Source organism: Gemella sp. 27098_8_92, from assembly GCF_041433685.1.
Taxonomy (GTDB): Bacteria; Bacillota; Bacilli; order Staphylococcales; family Gemellaceae; genus Gemella.
In genome coordinates this window covers 15,960-35,085 of the sequence record NZ_JAPWBZ010000008.1, presented here as the reverse complement: position 1 = coordinate 35,085, position 19,126 = coordinate 15,960, and the positions used below count along the sequence as shown (strand labels likewise).

Below are 19,126 nucleotides of genomic sequence, written 5' to 3'. Positions count from 1 at the left end.
TTTCTTATTTTAAAATTGATAATAACTCTACCAATATAATAAAATAAAACACAAAAATCATTTCATATTCTTTATAATCTACTGGTAAATCAGAAATATACTGACTAGGATAATTTAATTCAATATCTTTTTTTAACTTATCGATATTCAAATTACAAAAATTATATCTAGTAAGAACTAGGTTTAGTTCCTCTACATTATAGTAAAATATTTTTCTTACCTTTGAGAAAAATAATCCGTCTGATAATATAATATTTTCTATTACAGATAAAACAGATATTAATTCTTTTTCAGAAGATTTCTGATCTTTTAAAATTACCTCATATAAATTCTCCAGAAGTAATGCTGGTATATTGTACTTAAGTTCTAGTTTACTAAAATCAACCTTTAATATACCTTTTGATTTTAATGTTTCTTTGCTAGCTGATTTCTTTACTAATTCTCCACTTTTTTCTTTTTGTACAAAAACCACTAATTTGTCTTCTATTTCAACAATTTCATCTTGCTTAAATTCTACTTTATTAGCTAAATTTTCTAATGTTTTTTCCTCATTTAACTTTTGATAAGGACGCTTAAATTTATTATCTTCTAACAGATAAAACCCCTTATATGATTTATGATATTTAAATTTCAAGATTACACCTCTTTCCCCATAAAATTCCTTATTATACTATCATATTTCCTAGAATTATTCAACTTAATTTAATTATAGAAACTCTAAAATAGCTCTTTTAATTTACATTTATCTATATTTGCCTCTAGTAAAACTAAAAGCTTTATACGGGCTTTTTGACCACTTAAACCTGTTGTAAAAATAACACCCTCTTGGCAGAATCTTTTCCCTCCACCTTCATAGTCATAAACATCTTGCGTTACTCCATTAAATGCTCTTGAAACAAAAACAACGGGAATGTTCTCATCAAGCAGTTGCTTTATTGCTGGTACAGTTTTAGGTGGCAGGTTGCCTGCTCCTAGCGCCTCTATAACTAAACCATCTGCACCTAGTTTACGAACAGCATCAATAAGTTCACCACCCATTCCTGCATAGGCTTTTAATAGATACACTTTTTTCCCAATAGTATTTACCTCATAATGTTCTTCCTTTAGTAATCTTTGGAAGTAAATAACTTCATTTTTTGATACTAGCCCTATTGGCCCAAAAGTCGGCGTTTGGAATGTGGCTACGTTTGTAGTATGTGTTTTAGTAACATAAGTCGCAGTATGCGCTTCATCATTCATTACAACAAGTACTCCTTTATCACTACTCTCATCACTAACTGCAACAACTAAAGAACTTCTAAGATTCGCCAATCCATCCGCTCCTATTTCATTACTAGAACGCATAGCCCCTGTTATTACTATGGGAATATTAACATTTAATGTTAATTCTAAGTAATACGCCGTTTCTTCTAGGGTGTCAGTTCCATGCGTCACTACAACACCTTCATACCCTTCATTAACAGCTTTTAAAATACGCTCTTTCAAATTAAACATTTCACGTTCTGTAATTTGCGGAGAAGCAAGGTTATATAAATTCTCCATATTTATATGACATATATGAGAAAACAGCCCTTCCCCTATATTTATAGGATTATTTTTTGTTGGCGAAACTTTTCCCGTTGTATGATCTTCACTCATAGAAATCGTTCCACCTGTATTTAATATCAATATTTTTTTCAAAACTAATTCTCTCCTTAACTATTATTTTATCCAAAATAATACAATCCATAACTTATTATACTATACTTATACTATTGCGTAAACTTCAAATAGACATTAAAAGTAATTTTTAAATTTTTCTAAAAAAGATGTGTTACAAAAATTGCAACACATCTCTACTTTTATCTTATCCAATCAACAAATTCATTCGCTTTTCCAGGCCCCATTGATCCTTGTTTGTAAGTATACATTGGCGCCCCCTGTTCATAATATTTTGCCAATAACTCATTAACAAAAGTCCATGATACAACTATTTGATCCCATTGAGAGAATAATGCACGTTCTCCTTTAAAACACGCATCTAATAACCTCTCATATGCTTCAGGTGTATTTATTTTATTTTCAAGAATACAACTCTGACAAAAATCCAGAGAAATCTGTTGAAGTTCTTGTTCTGTTCCTGGTTTTTTAGCATTAAATTGGAAATAAACACCTTCATCCGGTTGAATCTTAATTATCAACACATTACCGGGAGTATCCCCTACAGCTTTAAATTGAACAACAACCTGAGTTTCGCGGGTCTTCATTTTCTTACCTGTCCTAATAAAGAATGGCACCCCTTGCCAGCGCTCATTATCAATAAATAATTTTAACGCTGCATAAGTCTCAGTCTTAGAATCTTTAGAAATATTTTCCTCATCTAAATAACCTTCGTATTGCGCCATCACCAGACTATCATTTACATTAGTAACAGGTGCTAATTTAGAAAGAAGATTGTATTGGCTATCGTGAATTCCACGACTTCCATCTTCCTTCGGTTCTTCCATGGCTACTATCGATAAAACTTGTAATAGATGGTTTTGTACCATATCTTTAACGGCACCACTCTTATCATAATAACTAGCACGTGTCCCCACCCCAACAGCCTCTGCTGCTGTAATCTGTATGTTTTCTATAAAATCTTTATTCCAAACACCTTTGAAAATAATATTTTTGAAACGTAAGGACAAAATATTTTGAATCATTTCTTTCCCTAGATAATGATCTATATGATAAATTTCTTCTTGACTGAAAAATTCTGCCAACTTATCATTAAGTTCTCCAGCTTTTTCTAAATCTTCTCCAAATGGTTTTTCTATTATAACCTTAGCATTATTTTCTGAACAATATTTTTTCAATCCATTAGTAATAGTTATAAAGAATGATGGAGCAACAGCATAGTAATAAATATGTTCTGTAATTCCAAGCTCTATATAAAATTCTTGTAGCAATTTATAATCTTCTACATTGGTCATCTCCATTTTAAAGTAGATAATTCTCGAAGAATATTTTTGGAAATCACTATCATCAAACTTTGTTCTCGCATGTTCTTCCACCCAATTTCGTACTATGCTAATATAATCTTCCTGGCTATATGGTCTACGTCCAATTACAATAATTTTAAATTCTTTATCTAATTTCCCAAGAACATCTAGATTATACAAGGCCGGCAATAACTTTCTATAGGTTAAATCTCCTGTTCCACCAAATAGTGTAATTGCACTTTTATTTTTCATTGTTTCCAACCCAGTCATAGTGATAATTTCCTTCTTTATCTGTTCTCTCAAAAGTGTGCGCTCCAAAGTAATCACGTTGTGCTTGGATTAAGTTAGCTCCACTTTCAGCAGTGGTGTAAATATCTAAGTATGATATAGCTGAAGTCATAGCACTTAATGGTAATCTATTAGTAATTGCCAATGCAGCTACTTCACGTAAATTATCTTGTCTTGTTTCAATAATATTTTTGAAAAATGGATCAAATATTAAGTTAGCTAACTCTGGGTTATTTTGGTATGCCTCAATAATATTTTGAAGTATTTTCGCTTGAATAATACACCCGCCACGGAAAATTTTTGCAATTTGTGAATAATCAAAAGTCCAATTATATTCTTTTTCTGCAGCTTGAAGAAGTTTGAATCCTTGTGCATAAGAAACAATTTTTGAAATAAATAATGCGTCACGAACAATTTCTTTAAGATGTTCTTTATCTTCAACAATTGCGTAAGGTTTACGAGCAAACTCTTTTTCTGCACGAACACGCTCTTCTTTAAGGTTAGACATATAGCGACCATTTAGGGCTGCTGTAATTACAGAAACATCAATTCCTAAATCAATAGCTTGCTCGTTAGTCCATTTCCCTGTACCTTTTTGTTGAGACTTATCTAAAATTTTATCTACTAAATAGCTTCCATCTTCTTCTTTAACCTTGAAAATATTAGCTGTAATTTCTATTAAGTATGATTCTAATTCACCTTTATTCCATTCTTCAAAGGTAGCTTGTAGTTCTTCATTGCTAAATTCCCCTAAGTGTTTTAGCACTTGATAAGCTTCAGAGATTAATTGCATATCTCCATACTCTATACCATTATGAACCATTTTTACGTAATGTCCAGCTCCACCTGTTGAAGTATAACTACAACATGGAATTCCATTAACTTTCGCCGCAATTGCTTCTAAAATCGGACGAATTTCTTCATATGCTTTTTCATCACCACCAGGCATTAAAGCAGGTCCGAATCTAGCCCCTTCTTCTCCTCCTGAAACTCCAACACCAAAATAATTAATTCCTTTTTCTAATAGCAAGTTATATCTTCTTTGCGTATCCTTGAAGAAAGAGTTACCGCCATCAATAATGATATCCCCTTTGTCTAGGATCGGAGTAAGTTGATCAATAAGACTATCAACAGCAAAACCTGCTTTCACCATTAAGACAACTTTTCTTGGTTTTTCTAATCCATCTACTAATTCTTGTAAAGAATATCTTCCTACAACATTTTTATGTGGATACTCCTCTAACATTTTGTCAACAACAGACGTTGTTCTATTGAACACCGCTACTTTAAATCCATTGTCAGCAATGTTTAACGCTAAATTACTTCCCATTACCGATAATCCAATAACTCCGATATTTTGTTTCATTACTAAACCTCCTAGTTTTTCTTACTTTTAAATTATACCACTAAATACAATATTTGTGGTAATAATTTTACTCAAAAAATTTTTTACTATAACTCGCATATAATATTTTAGAAAAATATACGATAATCACAACAATATAATAACAATAACTTACAAACAAAAATCTCTTAAATCAAAACAAACAGGTGTCATATCCCTTTAAATTTATTATAATTATATCGTATTTTTATTTACAGTTATATATTAAATTTTTTACTAAAATTACTATTACCTAACTTTAAATAGCTAAATATTTACTAAAAAACAAACAAAATATTTGTTTTTTAATTTTTTTTACGATATAATTTTATAAAAGTAATGATAACGTTTACTTTTTAAAATCATATCATAAAGGAGAACTACTATGACTGAAGTTAAAATTTTAAAAATGTTCATAAACGGGGAGTTTGAAGAACATCTTAATCACGAGCATCTTAAAGTGTTAAATCCAGCTACCGAGGAAGTAATCGCTAAAATTCCAGCTGGTAACTGTAAAGATGTTGATCGTGCTATTAATGCTGCTGATGCTGCACAAAAATCATGGGAGAAACTTCCGGCCGTAGAACGCGGAGAATATTTACGTAAAATCGCTAAAAAAATTCGTGAACGTGAACCAGAAATTACACAAACTATCGTTAATGAAGGTGGAAAAACTTTTGAACTAGCAAAAGTAGAAGTACTTTTCACAGCTGATTATATGGACTACATGGCAGAATGGGCACGTAGATACGAGGGAGAAATTATTCAAAGTGATAGAAAAGATGAGCATATTCTTTTATTCAAACGTCCTTATGGTGTAACTACTGGGATTCTACCTTGGAATTTCCCATTTTTCTTAATCGCAAGAAAAGCTGCACCTGCATTACTTACTGGTAATACAATAGTTCTTAAACCTAGTCAACTTACACCAATTAACGCTCATATCTTTGCTGAAATTTGTCAAGAAGTTGGTTTACCAAAAGGTGTACTAAACATCATTCACGGTCGTGGATCAGTAGTAGGTAACAGATTGGCATCTCACCCTAAAGTTGGTTTAGTAAGTTTAACAGGTAGCCTTGCTGCAGGACAAGAAGTTATGAAAGCAGCTGCTGATAACATCACTAATGTTTCATTAGAACTTGGAGGAAAAGCTCCAGCTATAGTTTTTGAAGATGCAGATTTAGAACTTGCAGCAAAAGCAATTGTTGCTTCTCGTGTTATCAACTCAGGTCAAGTATGTAACTGTGCAGAAAGAGTATACGTTCATGAAAGTATAAAAGAAAAATTCGAAGAAGCTTTATTCAACGAACTTGATAAAGTTAAATTTGGAGATCCAAATAAAGAACGTGGTTTGGATTACGGGCCACTTATTGAAAAACGTGCATTAAAACAAGTGATCGAAAAAGTTGGTTACGCTGTTAAACAAGGTGCTACACTTGCTTACGGTGGAGAAGTAGACAAAGAACAAGTAGGATACTTCTATGGACCTACTGTTTTAACTGATGTAACAAATGACATGATTATTATGAAAGAGGAAATATTCGGACCAGTAATTCCTGTTGCGACATTTAAAACTTTAGATGAAGTAATAGATTACGCTAATGATTCTGAATATGGTCTAACTTCTTCAGTTTATACTAAAAATCTTAACACTGCATTTAAAGCTATTAATGGCTTAAAATTTGGTGAAACTTATGTTAACCGTGAAAACTTTGAAGCAATGCAAGGATTCCATGCAGGGCGTCGTAAATCAGGAATTGGTGGTGCCGATGGAAAACATGGATTAGAAGAATACTTAACTACTCAAGTAGTTTATCTTCAATTAGATAACGACTAATAAATATATTATAAAGGAGGCCTTAATGGTCTCCTTTATTTTTTATAACTAATTTCACAAAAAAAGTTGACAAATTGTCAGAAAAATGATAATATTTTAACAATAATTAATTAAGGAGCTACTCAAAATGAAAATTTTAGACTTAACTAAAAAAGAATACTTTTTCGTGCCATTTTAGAAGCACTTATATCTATGTTAATTGTAGATGTAAGTGCACCGACACCGTCATCTACAATGGCTAGTTAAGTTTTGTTTACAGCCATTAGTATAAACTGAATGGCTTTTGAGTAATATTATATATTTTTATTAAGGCTATTTAGTTTTTACTGAATAGCTTTTTGTATTAATAATGTATTATGTTAGGAGGAAAATTTTATGTCAGAAAAATCTCAATGGGGGTCTAAAATAGGATTCATACTTGCTTCTGCAGGTTCAGCAATAGGTCTTGGGGCAGTTTGGAAATTCCCATACATGACTGCTGCCAATGGTGGAGGAAGTTTTTTATTAATTTTCCTTATTTTCACACTTTTAATAGGGCTTCCACTTTTACTAGCAGAGTTCGTCCTTGGACGTGGTGCAGCAGTTTCAGCAGTTAAAACTTTCGGGAAACTAGGGAAAAACAAAAAATATAATATCTTCGGAATTATTGGTGCATTCGCATTATTTGTACTATTATCTTTTTATAGCGTAATTGGCGGCTGGATACTAGTTTATCTTGGTATTTCAATAGCAGATGCTTTGGGTATTTATTCTACTAGCGATTATGTTGCACTTTTTAGTACTATCATCTCTAATCCGTGGATTGCTTTAGGAGCTCAGGCGATGTTTATTCTATTAAATGTCTTAATTGTATCTCGTGGTGTCCAAAAAGGAATTGAACGCGCATCAAAAATTATGATGCCAATGTTATTCATCATCTTCCTAATTATTATAACAAGATCATTAACATTACCAAATTCTATGGCCGGAGTAACTTACTTCTTAAAACCAGACTTTTCTAAAATTACTACCTCAGGATTATTATTCGCATTAGGACAATCGTTCTTTGCACTTTCTATCGGAGTTACAGCTATGCTAACTTATGCATCGTACTTAAATAAACAAGTTAACATGGTTCAATCTGGAGTTTCAGTAGTTATAATGAATATTGCTGTCTCTATTATGGCAGGACTTGCTATTTTCCCAGCTATGAGCTCATTCGGTATGGAATCTGAAGGTGGCCCAAGTTTATTATTCATCGTTCTGCCACAATTATTCAACAATATGGCTTTTGGTAAAATTTTCTATATTTTATTCTTAATATTATTCTTATTTGCAACTATTACTTCATCAGTTGTTATGTTAGAAATCAATGTAGGAAATCTTACAGATCAAAAAAATACTAATCGTACTAAATGGAGCGTTATTGTTGGTATACTTACATTTGTTTTCGGTATTCCATCTGCACTTTCATATGGAACACTTGCCAACACACTATTCTTTGGTAAAACATTCTTCGATTCTATGGACTTTTTAGTATCAAATATCCTAATGCCACTTGGTTGTCTATTCTTATCAATTTTTACAGGTTATGTATTAGACAAAAAAGTAGCGATGCGTGAACTTCATGTTAAAGAAGATAATAAAGTAAGCTTAGGCTTCTTCAAAGTATGGTTATTCTTACTTCGTTACATCTTACCAATTATTATCGCGATTGTTTGTTTAGCACAATTTTTCTAAACTAAAACAATAAACCTAGAATAAAGATTCTTTCTTTACTCTAGGTTTATTGTTTATTTTAAAATAAAGATAGCAGTTTTTTATTAACTCCTATCTTTACATTTTATTTATTATTTAGAATAGTTTGGACTTTCTTTTGTGATTTGAACATCATGTGGATGAGATTCGATAAGTCCAGCGCCTGTCATACGTACAAATTGTGCATCTTCACGAAGTGCGTGTAGATTTCTTGAACCAGTATAACCCATACCAGCACGAAGACCGCCGATAATTTGGTAAATAGTTTCTGCTACAGCACCTTTATATGGAGTACGTCCTTCGATTCCTTCTGGAACCAGTTTCTTACCATCTTCTTGGAAGTATCTATCTTTAGAACCTTTTTCCATCGCTGAGATTGATCCCATGCCACGATATGCTTTAAATGTTCTTCCTTGGAAAATTTCTAACTCACCTGGAGATTCTTCACATCCTGCAAGCATAGAACCTAACATTACTGCATGTCCTCCAGCTGCGATTGCTTTTACTACATCACCTGTATATTTAATACCACCATCAGCAATAATAGTTTTTCCAAGTTCTCGAGCTACAGTTGCACAATCATAAATTGCTGTGATTTGTGGTACACCTACACCTGCAACAACACGTGTTGTACAGATAGATCCTGGCCCAATACCAACCTTAACTACATCTGCTCCAGCATTAAATAAATCACGAGCAGCTTCTCCAGTCGCAACATTACCTGCGATAATATCTAATTCTGGATAATTTGTTCTTAAAACCTTAACTGCATCTAACACTCCTTTAGAATGTCCGTGAGCAGTATCAACGACGATAGCATCAACTCCAGCTTCTACTAAAGCATCAACACGAGCTACTGTATCATTAGTAATTCCTACTGATGCTGCTACTAATAGTCTACCTTTTTCATCTTTTGCTGAATTAGGATATTTCGCTAACTTTTCAATATCTTTAATAGTAATTAATCCTGTAAGTTTTCCTGCTTCATCAGTTAAAATTAATTTTTCAATTTTATGACCACGTAAAATTACACTTGCTTCTTCCAAAGTAGTATTAGCTGGCGCTGTAACCAAATGTTCTTTTGTCATAACTTCACTAATTTTAATATCAAAATCAGTTAAAAATCTCATATCACGATTAGTTATAATACCTACAACTTTCATATCGTCTATATTATTTACAATTGGTACCCCTGAGATTTTATATTGTTGCATCAAGCTTTCAGCTTCGTCTACTAAACTATCTGGAGTTAGGAAGAAAGGATCTGTGATAACCCCACTTTCCGAACGTTTAACTTTTCTTACTTGCTCTGCTTGCTCTTCAATAGACATATTTTTATGAATCACACCTATTCCACCTTCACGAGCCATAGCAATCGCCATTTTGTATTCAGTAACCGTATCCATAGCTGCTGAAATTACTGGAATAGATAATTTTATCTTGTCTGTTAAGCTAACTTTTAAATCAACTTTTTTAGGTAATATATCGCTTTTAGCTGGCACTAATAGTACATCATCAAATGTTAAACCTTCTTTTTGAAATTTATTCTCCCACATTATCCTCTTATCCTTTCTTTATTTCGTCATCTGCTACATTAAACTTCACTTCATTATTCTCAAGAGAGGCGATTCTACATAAAGAGCAAATATTCACATCTTTTTGTTCTAATAATTTACGACCATTTTGGAAACTTTTCTCGACTAAGATACCCACTCCAACAGTTTTGGCTCCAGCCTTTTCAACTATTTCCATAAGACCAAGAGTCGCTTGACCATTCGCCAAGAAATCATCAATTATAAGAATATTATCCTCTTTATTTATGAATTTTTCTGAAACTACTATTGTATTAGTTACATTTTTTGTATAACTATGTACTTCTGCGGTATAAATATCATTATTTTTCAAAGTTGCCGGCTTACTTTTCTTCGCAAAAACCATCGGCACTTTAAAAAAATGTGCAACTAGAATCGCAGGGGCGATACCACTTGCTTCTATTGTAAGAATCTTCGTTATTTTTTCTTTCCCAAAATACTCATAAAAAGATTCTGCCATTTTCATCATTAGACTAGCATCTATTTGATGATTTAAAAACGAATCAACCTTTAATACATTATTGTCATAAACTTTACCATCAGTGACAATCATTTCTCTTAGCAGTTCCATAATATCTCCTTGATATAATTTAAGTAATTTTACTTATGATATCAAACTTTTTATAAAAATTCAAGAGCTAGACGAATTGTTACTCATCTAACTCTTTTATTCATAATTTTACTTTAAGTTTTCTAATAACTCTGTTATTTCTTCTTTTGTAAAATGATATTTTTCCTTGCAAAATGCACAGACTAATTCAGTAGACTCTTCTTGAGAAAGACTCTCTAATTCCTCACGACCTAATGTAACTAAAGCATCTTTATAGCGTTCTTTTGAACATGTGCATTTAAAGACAACATCATTTTTACGTAAAATACGATAATTCTCTTCTCCTTCAAACAAAATATCTGCAATTTCTTCTGGAGTCTTTCCTTCATGAATAAGTGTAGATATAGGTTTTATATTAGAGATTACTTTTTCTAACTTTGTTATTGTTGCATCAGTTGCTTGAGGTAATACTTGAAGAATAAAACCTCCCGCAGCTATAACTGAATTATCAGTATCAACAAGTACTCCCAATGATACTGCTGATGGAACTTGCTCACTTGCTGCAAAATAATATGTAAAGTCTTCAGCGATTTCTCCTGAAACTATCGGAGAAGTTGTCGTATATTTTTCATTTAAACCTAAATCACGTACTACGGTAATATTTCCACCGCCTACTACACCTTTTACATCTAGTTTTCCTTGGGAATTACTTGGAATATGAACTTGCATATTTTTAGCATATGCGGTTGTTTCTCCAAGCTCATCTGACGAAGCGTATATTGTTCCTATTGGGCCATCTCCACGAACTGCTACATCAATTCTATCTCCACTCTTTAGCATAGCTCCCATCATAGTTGTTACAGTCGCAACACGCCCCGTAGCTGCAATTGCTGTTGGATAAGCATTATGACGTTTTCTGATTTCTTCTACTAAATCTGTTGTCTTTGTTACAAAAAATCTAATCTCATCATTAAAGGCTAGACCTCTGATTAAATAATCTTTCATCAAAATAAAAGTCCTTTCTGAATCATTTTCTAATTACTAAGTCACTTACGATTTTTTATTATACAGGGAATAAGGATTGTTGTCTATTAAAATAATTAACAATCTTAATGCTTACTTAATTTTATATACCGACAAACACTTTAACTATATCTTTTAATTTTTTCAATACAGATTGTTTCTTAGCCTCTCTAGCCCCACCTCGTCTCGAAATCGATGGTAACACTTCATCCAATGCTGTTCCACCTTGAACCACTTTCCCTTTACTTATAGATTTTTCAATAAATTTCTTAGAATCTTCTTTTAAATTTTCTTCCGCAATAAGCTCTTCTATTTTTTTCTCTTTTTGTGCTTTAGCATATTTATAAAACTCTTCTATTATCTCTTCATTGCTAGTGAATTCTGTTATATCCGTACGATTGATAAATTCAATTATTAAGTGTTCTTTCGCTCGTGTTCCCAAAGAAGAGCGTATAAGGCGACGAATTTCTTCTTTTAGAATCTCTATATCTCCTTGTTCTTTAGCTTTTTCCAAAATTAATGTAAGTATATAGTCAAGATTAACTTCCTCTGTTTTCAAAAGCTCAATTTGAAACTCAACATCGCTAAAATCAACATTAGAGTCTCCTTTATCTAGATGAGGTGATATTTTTTTATTTCTAATCTCTATATATACACTCTTCATATCTTGTTTTAATCTATCAGGAATTATTTTTTCAAAACCACTAAATTCATCATAGTTACGCAAAATATTTTCTTTTTTCAAAATCTCACCAAATAGTTTAGCGAACTCCTTCTGCTCTTTTTCTGATGTTATCTGTGTTGGCTCTGGAAATCTTTCGATTATTTCTTGACATAATTCAGCATAACCCCTTACAGTACTCCCCGTTTCATCATCAATAAATCCATTAATATAGTCATCATAACTACGTTCAACTATTATATTAATGCTATTTTCATCTCCAAATAGCTTTATTGCATCTTTCGTAGCTTTTTCTAGATTCCTAAAACAAACAATATTCCCAAAAACTTTTACCTTATTTAGAATCCTATTTGTTCTAGAAAATGCTTGAATCAAACCGTGATAACGTAAATTTTTATCAACAAACAAAGTATTCATCGTAGGAGCATCAAACCCTGTTAAAAACATTCCAACTACAATCAGTAAATCTACCTCTTTATTACAAACCCTACTTGATAAATCTTTATAATAATTTTCAAAACCATTTCCCTCAATTGTAAAGTTAGTTTTAAAATACTCATTATAATCAGCTACTACTTTTGTCAAAAATTCTTTGGCAGTAGTTGACATAGCAGACGGGGTAAGACTTTCTTCTTCTATTTCTCCTACTACTTTTTTTTCTTCATTTGGAGAATAACTAAATATAGTTGCCACTTTCAACTTCTTATTCTCCGGCAAGTTTTCTTGTTGTTTTTGGAATTCTTCATAATACATCTTAGCCGCCTCTACACTTTGAACCGCAAACATAGCATTAAAGCCATTTAACCTTTTACTTTTCACTGTATATTGAGTGTTACGATAAGTTTTCATATCAAAATTATCTAATATATATTTTGTAATCTCCGAAATACGTTCTGGATGAAGTAACATTTGCTTTTCAAGAACTTTTAACTTTTCTTCGTCAGTTTCTTCTTCTGACTTTTTAAATTTCGGATTTATACTATTATAATCTATTTTAAACTTCAATACTTTGGCATCACGAATAGCATCAGTAATTACATAACTATGTAACTGAACTCCAAAAATATCAGCGGTCGTTTGGCTATCTAATGAATTTTCTGGGAAAATCGGTGTTCCTGTAAATCCAAATTGATAATAATTTTTAAATGCTTTTTGAATATTTTTTTGTGCAAGCCCAAATTGTGACCTATGACATTCATCATAAATAAGTACACAATGTTTGTTATAGATTTCATGACTTTTATTACTTTTAACAAACTCATTTAATTTTTGAATTGTAGTTACTACTATTTTATTGTCTTGTTTTTCAATACTTAATTTTAATTCTTTAGTGTCCTTACTTCCATTTACACTATCTTTCTGGAACTTCTGATATTCCCGCATAGTTTGGTAGTCTAAATCTTTTCTATCTACTACAAAAAATACTTTATCAATATAATCTAGTTCTGTTGCAAGTCGCGCTGATTTGAACGATGTCAAAGTCTTCCCTGATCCAGTAGTATGCCAAATATAACCACCTGCTTCTACGCTACCAGCCTTTTTATTTTCAAAACTCGAATTAATTCTCCATAATATTCTTTCTGTAGCCGCTATTTGGTAAGGACGCATTATAAGTAGCACATCTTTAGCATTAAAAATACAATATTTTGTCAATATCTCTAGTAAGGTTCTTTTTTCAAAAAATGTTGCTGTAAAATCTTCCAAATCTGCGATAATTTTATTTTTCGCGTCGGCCCATTCACATGTAAATTCATAATTACTTTTATCACGTTCAGTAGTATTGGCAAAATATCTCGTATAAGTTCCATTCGAAATAACAAAAATCTGAACAAATTTATACAACGAATTATCAATATTGAAACTCTCATCTTCGTATCGTTGAATCTGACCAAAAGCTTCTCTTATATTAACGCCACGCTTTTTAAGTTCTATATGAATCAGTGGCAATCCATTAACCAAAATACTAACATCGTATCTATTTTTGGCTACACTTATTTGATTTACTACTTGAAGATAATTATTATATATATTTTTTTTATCTATAATTTTTATATTTTTTAATCTACCATTATCAAATATAAAATCATAAATATGGTTTTCTTGGATTTTACGAGTTTTTTCTACTATCCCATCATTAGGTGTGTCTAAATACTCTAACAAAAACCTCTTCCATTCACTATCACTAAATTTTACATCATTTAGTTTTTCTATTTGCACTCTAAGATTTTCATACAACTCAGCCATAGTCGTAATATCAAGTCTTTCATATCCTTGAGCGACTAGATTATTTATCATATTTTCTTCTAACTGAGCTTCTGTTTGATATTCTTCTACTCTTCTCTCAGGCTTTTCAAAATTAGCTAAAACTATTCCACCTGTCATCTCTGCAATAGGTAAGGTATTGTACTTTAATTTCTCTTCTGACATACTTTCACTCCTTTTCTTATTTTTATCACCTTTATTCCCCATTATAATCCATATTAATATTATTTTGGAAAGCTTAATAAACATTCTCGCCAGTATTCATATTGTTTCTGGCGTTGTTCAATTTCTTTAGATAATCCCTCTTTAATATTATTTACTAAAGTATCAAACTTATCAAGAATATTTACTATATGTTGTTGAACGTGAAGAGGGGGAAGAGGGATTTTATAATTGTCAGTTACCCCAGTAGATATTTGAGGAAGTTTCCCTGAAATAGCTCTACTTCTAAAATACTCTATATTGGTTTTCATGTAATAATATAAGTACTTAATATTATTTTTATCACTTATTGAGTATGACCACATTTCATTTTTATGAGTAAACATTTTGTCAAAGTACTCAAAATCAATGGTACCTCTCGATTTCACTATAACACTAGGTTTATCAACAATATTCTCTCTTCCAACTATTTCTTGATATAAATAAGCTACAGTATTCCCACCAGCAAAAACTTTTACATCTCCATCTTCTGTAGTTAATTCTTTCATCTGTTTGGCAGTAATATTAATTCCTTTTTGCCTCTTACAGAAATCAGAAATTCTTTTCCACTCTACCTTATCCTCAATATCCACTTCAACAATTCTAGCCACTTTTTGTAGAATTTCATAGTATAGATTAGATATTATGTGCGTGCGTGCGTGCTATCACATTCTACATCGAATGTCAATAGTTTTTCTCGATAATATTCATATTGTTTTTGTCGCTTCTCAATTTCCTCTGGTAACAATCCTTTTGTATCTGCAAGCAATATTTGAAACTTATCTAACACTTTCACTATTTTATTCTGAAGTGAAATAGGGGGAAGTGGAATTTCAAACTTTTCCATATCATTAGCATGAATTCTAATCATCTTTGTTCCTGTAGCCTTTTTTTCTTTTTGTCTTTGAAAATTATTTGTTTGAAAACAATATGCAATATATTTTGGATTTTGCTGAGTACTATAACTATACATATCTCCTGAAAATCCAACTTCTTCATCACCTAGCCAGACAACACTTTTTCCAACATCTTCTATATTTTCTGACGTAGTCGCTATTAAAATATCATTTTTCTGCGCTTTTCTTAATTTAAAGAAAATTTCATCACTTACATATGATAAAACTTTCTCAGCTGTAAACCCATACTTAGTATAAATTTGTCCATAATGGATTACTGGATTCCCTTTATCTTTAAAATCTTTTTTCTGTAATCCATTACCTCTAGTGAATTCACCAATTTCTCCTAAAGTAACAATTTCTAACTTTCTATCATCTTCCATTTCTTTAGTTATTTTATTTAGGTACTCTTCACTTAACAACTTATCTCTATAATAAGTATATTGCTTAGTACGTGACTGAAGTTCCGACTGAAGTTCCGACTGAAGTTCCGTAACATAATTTGTGAATTTGTCAAGTATTTCTACTATTTTTTCTTGGGTTTCTAGTGAAGGAATTGGGATATTAATTTTTTTAATAGCTTCTGAACTTAAATTGGGTTGTGCACCACTCCCAGTAGCTAAAGAAAATAATTCACTTTCTATATTATATAAAAAATGAAATAAAAATCTTCTGTTTACTATACTCTTATCAGGAATAAACTTTCCTACTCGCTGATTTAAATAGCCTATTCTATCCTCGTACTGATATCCTATTTTCCCTGTTGTTGCACCAGACATCGCTACTAAAATATCATTCTTTTCTACTTTATACCTATCTAATTCTGGGTAGTCATCTAATTTTATATACTTCAAATCATCAAATATCACTTTTCCTGAATTAATATTAGTGATCCTTATTACAGCTTCTCCATTTTGAGAGAACAAACTACTTTTAAATGCAAATCCATTAATAAATTCACACACTTCCCCTAACTTCTTCCATTCTACTTTTTCGTTTTTTAGGAGTTCTAATATGTTAGTCACTTACTTCCCTCCTTTCTTCGCTATTTTTTCTATATTTTTTATTTCTTCTAGATAATCTTTCTCTACTGAGGTTAGAGTATGATCTGAATACTTTTTGTATTCTTCATCTACTTTTTTCTCCATTTGTTTACGCGACACTTTCCCTGCATTTTCTAATATATTTTCACCTGTTGCTTGCAATATATTATCTACATGTTTTATCCAATCAGCCATTGTCATAGTTTTTTCTCGTTCTGCTTGTCTTTCAGCAAAGTCTAAATATCCAGATACAAGTTGATTTAAACTACGTAATTCTTTTTCACTCAAATAATTTTTTGCTGTTTTAGCTTCAGTTAGTGTTGGTAAGTCTCCTTTAAAAGTTGTCAACCCCATAAATTCCTTATTGCCATCAACTCTATCATATATTAACTCACTAGCTGTTTGATTGTGTATTGCATAATGTATTTTGTTTTGAACAGTTGCAAAGAAACTTTTAGCTTCTTTACTATTTTTATCATAGTCTATTGATGTTGAAAACAAGTCTAACACTTGACGGTAAAATACTTTTTCACTTGAACGGATATCTCGAATACGTTCTAAAAGTTCTTTGAAGTAATTACCCCCTCCAAAGTTTTTAAGACGATTATCATCTATAGCAAATCCTTTAATTAGATATTCTTTTAACACTGTAGATGCATATTTTCTAAACTGAACTCCACGTGGTGAACGTACTCGGTATCCAATAGCAAGAATCATATCAAGATTATAAAAAGCAATGTTTCTTTCTATCTCTCTATTTCCTTCTTTTTGAACTGTCAACTGATAGTTGACAGTTGAATCTTCACTTAATTCACCATCTTCTAATATAGCTTTTATATGCTTGCTTATATTCTGTTTTGTCGTTTGAAAAAGTTCGGCAATTTGGAGTTGATTAAGCCATACTGTTCCATCTTCTAATCTAAAGTTAATTTTTGCTTTTCCATCTTCTGTATTATAAATAATTATTTTATTACTCATTACTTTCAAGCTCCCTAACTATCTCATCTATTGAGGCACGAAGTTCATCTATTTTTTTCACAGTTTCTTCAATTTCTTTATTTAATACTTTAATATCTATTTTTTCTCTTGTATCTTCTTTTTCTACATATGTTGATACTGACAAATTATAGTCATTTTCAACAATTTCTTTTGTCTCCACATATCTTGAGAAATATTCTTTATCTGCTCTACTGCGAAATTCTCCCATAATATTTTCAATATTTTTTTCTTCTAATATGTTATTATTTGTTTCTTTTTTAAACTCTTTTGTCGAATCAATAAATAACACTTTGTTTTCTGTTTTATTCTTAGCAAGAACTAAAATACACGTTGCGATTGAAGTACCAAAAAATAAATTATCCGGAAGTTGAATAACACAGTCAACAAAGTTATTATCTACAAGATATTTTCGAATAATTCTTTCGGCACCTTTTCGATAAAAAATTCCTGGAAAACATACTATAGCTGCGCGCCCTTTACTTGATAAATAGCTTAATGAGTGCATAATAAACGCAAAATCAGCATAAGATTTCGGTGCTAATTTCCCAGCTGGAGCGAATCGCTCATCATTAATAAGAGTTGGATCTCCATCACCTATCCACTTAATAGAATATGGTGGATTAGAAACTATTGCATCAAATGGTTTTTCATCAGTATGTTGTGGATTTAAAAGTGTATCCCCTCGTTTAATAGAAAAATCAGCGTAATTAACATTATGTAAAAACATATTCATACGAGCAAGGTTGTAGTTAGTCATATTAATCTCTTGACCAAAATAACCATCTTCTATTTCAACACCCTCAAATTTACGCATTTGCAAAAGTAAACTCCCACTACCACATGTTGGATCATATACCTTATTAATTTTAGTTTTCCCGTCTACTACTATACGTGCAAGAAGGCGTGATACTGTTTGCGGTGTAAAAAACTCTCCACCAGACTTTCCTGCATTAGATGCATAATTAGAGATTAAATATTCGTAAGCATCCCCAAAGGCATCAATATGATTATCTTCAAAATTCCCAAAATTAAGTTCGCTAATCCCTACTAAAATATTAGTTAACTTTGTATTTTTTTCTTGAACTGTTTCTCCTAAACGATTGCTTGTAAGGTCTACATCTCTAAATAAACCTCTTATATCTTCTTCCGAACCATGCCCTATAGCACTACCTTCTATTTCTTTAAAAATATTATCAAGTTGAACATTAAGATCATCCTGCTCATTTGCTGTTTTTACAACATTCTCAAAAAGTTGACTTGGTAAAATAAAAAATCCTTTTTCCTCTACTGTTCCCGCCTTAAAATATTTCAAAGCTTCTTCGTCACTTATATCAGCATAATTAAACTCAACATCTCCTGCTTCATACTCCGCTTTGTTAAAGTAATCTCTCATATTTTCAGAGATAAATCTATAAAATAAAATTCCTAGTATATATTGTTTAAAATCCCAGCCATCTACTGCTCCTCGAACATTATCTGCTATCGACCAAATCTTCCTATGTAGTTCTGCACGTTGAAGACCTTCATTATTTTCTCTCTTACTAGCCATTATTTTTCTCCTGAATTTTTATTAATCAATACTAATTATATCATAAACTATCCCTTTTACGATGAAAAAAAGGCACGAAATTATTCGTAGCCTTTTTTTACTTCAATAATTAGTTTATTA

Annotated in this window: 14 protein-coding genes; 2 read left to right on the top strand and 12 right to left on the bottom strand. The window is 31.4% G+C overall.

All coding sequences use genetic code 11. The annotated features are described in order from the left end of the window. Window positions 1-4: 4 nt before the first annotated feature. From O3802_RS06550 to gnd, 4 genes are all read right to left on the bottom strand, one after another. The gene (locus tag O3802_RS06550; RefSeq protein ID WP_371458811.1) at window positions 5-634 is read right to left on the bottom strand and encodes an exonuclease SbcC; all 630 of its coding nucleotides are present in this window, start codon (window positions 632-634) and stop codon (window positions 5-7) included. Between the two features lie 83 nt (window positions 635-717). Continuing rightward, the gene (locus tag O3802_RS06545; protein WP_371458810.1) at window positions 718-1,680 is read right to left on the bottom strand and encodes an asparaginase; all 963 of its coding nucleotides are present in this window, start codon (window positions 1,678-1,680) and stop codon (window positions 718-720) included. 161 nt (window positions 1,681-1,841) lie between these two features. Continuing rightward, entirely contained in the window at window positions 1,842-3,215 is a 1,374-nt protein-coding gene (gene zwf, locus O3802_RS06540) for a glucose-6-phosphate dehydrogenase (RefSeq protein WP_371458809.1), read from the bottom strand. Continuing rightward, the gene (gnd, locus tag O3802_RS06535) at window positions 3,205-4,617 is read right to left on the bottom strand and encodes a decarboxylating NADP(+)-dependent phosphogluconate dehydrogenase (protein WP_371458808.1); all 1,413 of its coding nucleotides are present in this window, start codon (window positions 4,615-4,617) and stop codon (window positions 3,205-3,207) included. Before gnd ends, zwf begins: the two co-directional genes overlap by 11 nt. Window positions 4,618-5,020: 403 nt before the next feature. On the opposite strand from gnd, the gene aldA reads away from it, so the two are divergent. Both aldA and O3802_RS06525 read left to right on the top strand, forming a co-directional pair. Further along, window positions 5,021-6,472, top strand: a complete 1,452-nt coding sequence (gene aldA / locus O3802_RS06530; RefSeq protein WP_371458807.1) for an aldehyde dehydrogenase — start codon at window positions 5,021-5,023, stop codon at window positions 6,470-6,472. A 375-nt stretch (window positions 6,473-6,847) separates the two neighbouring features. Continuing rightward, a complete protein-coding gene (locus O3802_RS06525; protein ID WP_371458806.1) occupies window positions 6,848-8,191 on the top strand; it encodes a sodium-dependent transporter in 1,344 nt (447 codons plus the stop codon). Window positions 8,192-8,301: 110 nt separating this feature from the next. Here O3802_RS06525 and guaB read toward each other — a convergent pair whose 3' ends face one another. The 8 genes from guaB to O3802_RS06485 all read right to left on the bottom strand — a co-directional run bounded on the left by guaB (window position 8,302) and on the right by O3802_RS06485 (window position 19,006). Next, a complete protein-coding gene (gene guaB / locus O3802_RS06520; RefSeq protein ID WP_371458805.1) occupies window positions 8,302-9,765 on the bottom strand; it encodes an IMP dehydrogenase in 1,464 nt (487 codons plus the stop codon). Window positions 9,766-9,772: 7 nt separating this feature from the next. Further along, window positions 9,773-10,372 (bottom strand): xanthine phosphoribosyltransferase, encoded by a 600-nt coding sequence (locus tag O3802_RS06515; protein ID WP_371458804.1) that lies wholly within the window; start codon window positions 10,370-10,372, stop codon window positions 9,773-9,775. A gap of 108 nt (window positions 10,373-10,480) precedes the next feature. Next, entirely contained in the window at window positions 10,481-11,356 is an 876-nt protein-coding gene (hslO, locus tag O3802_RS06510; RefSeq protein WP_371458803.1) for an Hsp33 family molecular chaperone HslO, read from the bottom strand. Window positions 11,357-11,477: 121 nt separating this feature from the next. Then, entirely contained in the window at window positions 11,478-14,483 is a 3,006-nt protein-coding gene (locus O3802_RS06505; RefSeq protein ID WP_371458802.1) for a type I restriction endonuclease subunit R, read from the bottom strand. A gap of 59 nt (window positions 14,484-14,542) precedes the next feature. Beyond that, the gene (locus O3802_RS06500; RefSeq protein WP_371458801.1) at window positions 14,543-15,130 is read right to left on the bottom strand and encodes a restriction endonuclease subunit S; all 588 of its coding nucleotides are present in this window, start codon (window positions 15,128-15,130) and stop codon (window positions 14,543-14,545) included. 32 nt (window positions 15,131-15,162) lie between these two features. After that, a complete protein-coding gene (locus tag O3802_RS06495; RefSeq protein ID WP_371458800.1) occupies window positions 15,163-16,440 on the bottom strand; it encodes a restriction endonuclease subunit S in 1,278 nt (425 codons plus the stop codon). Further along, on the bottom strand, window positions 16,441-17,436 hold the full coding sequence (locus O3802_RS06490) for a virulence RhuM family protein (protein WP_371458799.1): 996 nt from the start codon (window positions 17,434-17,436) through the stop codon (window positions 16,441-16,443). Continuing rightward, the gene (locus O3802_RS06485) at window positions 17,429-19,006 is read right to left on the bottom strand and encodes a type I restriction-modification system subunit M (protein ID WP_371458798.1); all 1,578 of its coding nucleotides are present in this window, start codon (window positions 19,004-19,006) and stop codon (window positions 17,429-17,431) included. The genes O3802_RS06490 and O3802_RS06485 overlap by 8 nt, the downstream gene beginning before the upstream one ends. Window positions 19,007-19,126 lie beyond the last annotated feature (120 nt).

Coding starts and splice junctions, on each gene's coding strand:
- zwf (WP_371458809.1), bottom strand. CDS start 3,215: ATGAAAAATAAAAGTGCAATTACACTATTTGGTGGAACAGGAGATTTA.
- gnd (WP_371458808.1), bottom strand. CDS start 4,617: ATGAAACAAAATATCGGAGTTATTGGATTATCGGTAATGGGAAGTAAT.
- aldA (WP_371458807.1), top strand. CDS start 5,021: ATGACTGAAGTTAAAATTTTAAAAATGTTCATAAACGGGGAGTTTGAA.
- O3802_RS06525 (WP_371458806.1), top strand. CDS start 6,848: ATGTCAGAAAAATCTCAATGGGGGTCTAAAATAGGATTCATACTTGCT.
- guaB (WP_371458805.1), bottom strand. CDS start 9,765: ATGTGGGAGAATAAATTTCAAAAAGAAGGTTTAACATTTGATGATGTA.
- O3802_RS06515 (WP_371458804.1), bottom strand. CDS start 10,372: ATGGAACTGCTAAGAGAAATGATTGTCACTGATGGTAAAGTTTATGAC.
- hslO (WP_371458803.1), bottom strand. CDS start 11,356: ATGAAAGATTATTTAATCAGAGGTCTAGCCTTTAATGATGAGATTAGA.
- O3802_RS06505 (WP_371458802.1), bottom strand. CDS start 14,483: ATGTCAGAAGAGAAATTAAAGTACAATACCTTACCTATTGCAGAGATG.
- O3802_RS06490 (WP_371458799.1), bottom strand. CDS start 17,436: ATGAGTAATAAAATAATTATTTATAATACAGAAGATGGAAAAGCAAAA.
- O3802_RS06485 (WP_371458798.1), bottom strand. CDS start 19,006: ATGGCTAGTAAGAGAGAAAATAATGAAGGTCTTCAACGTGCAGAACTA.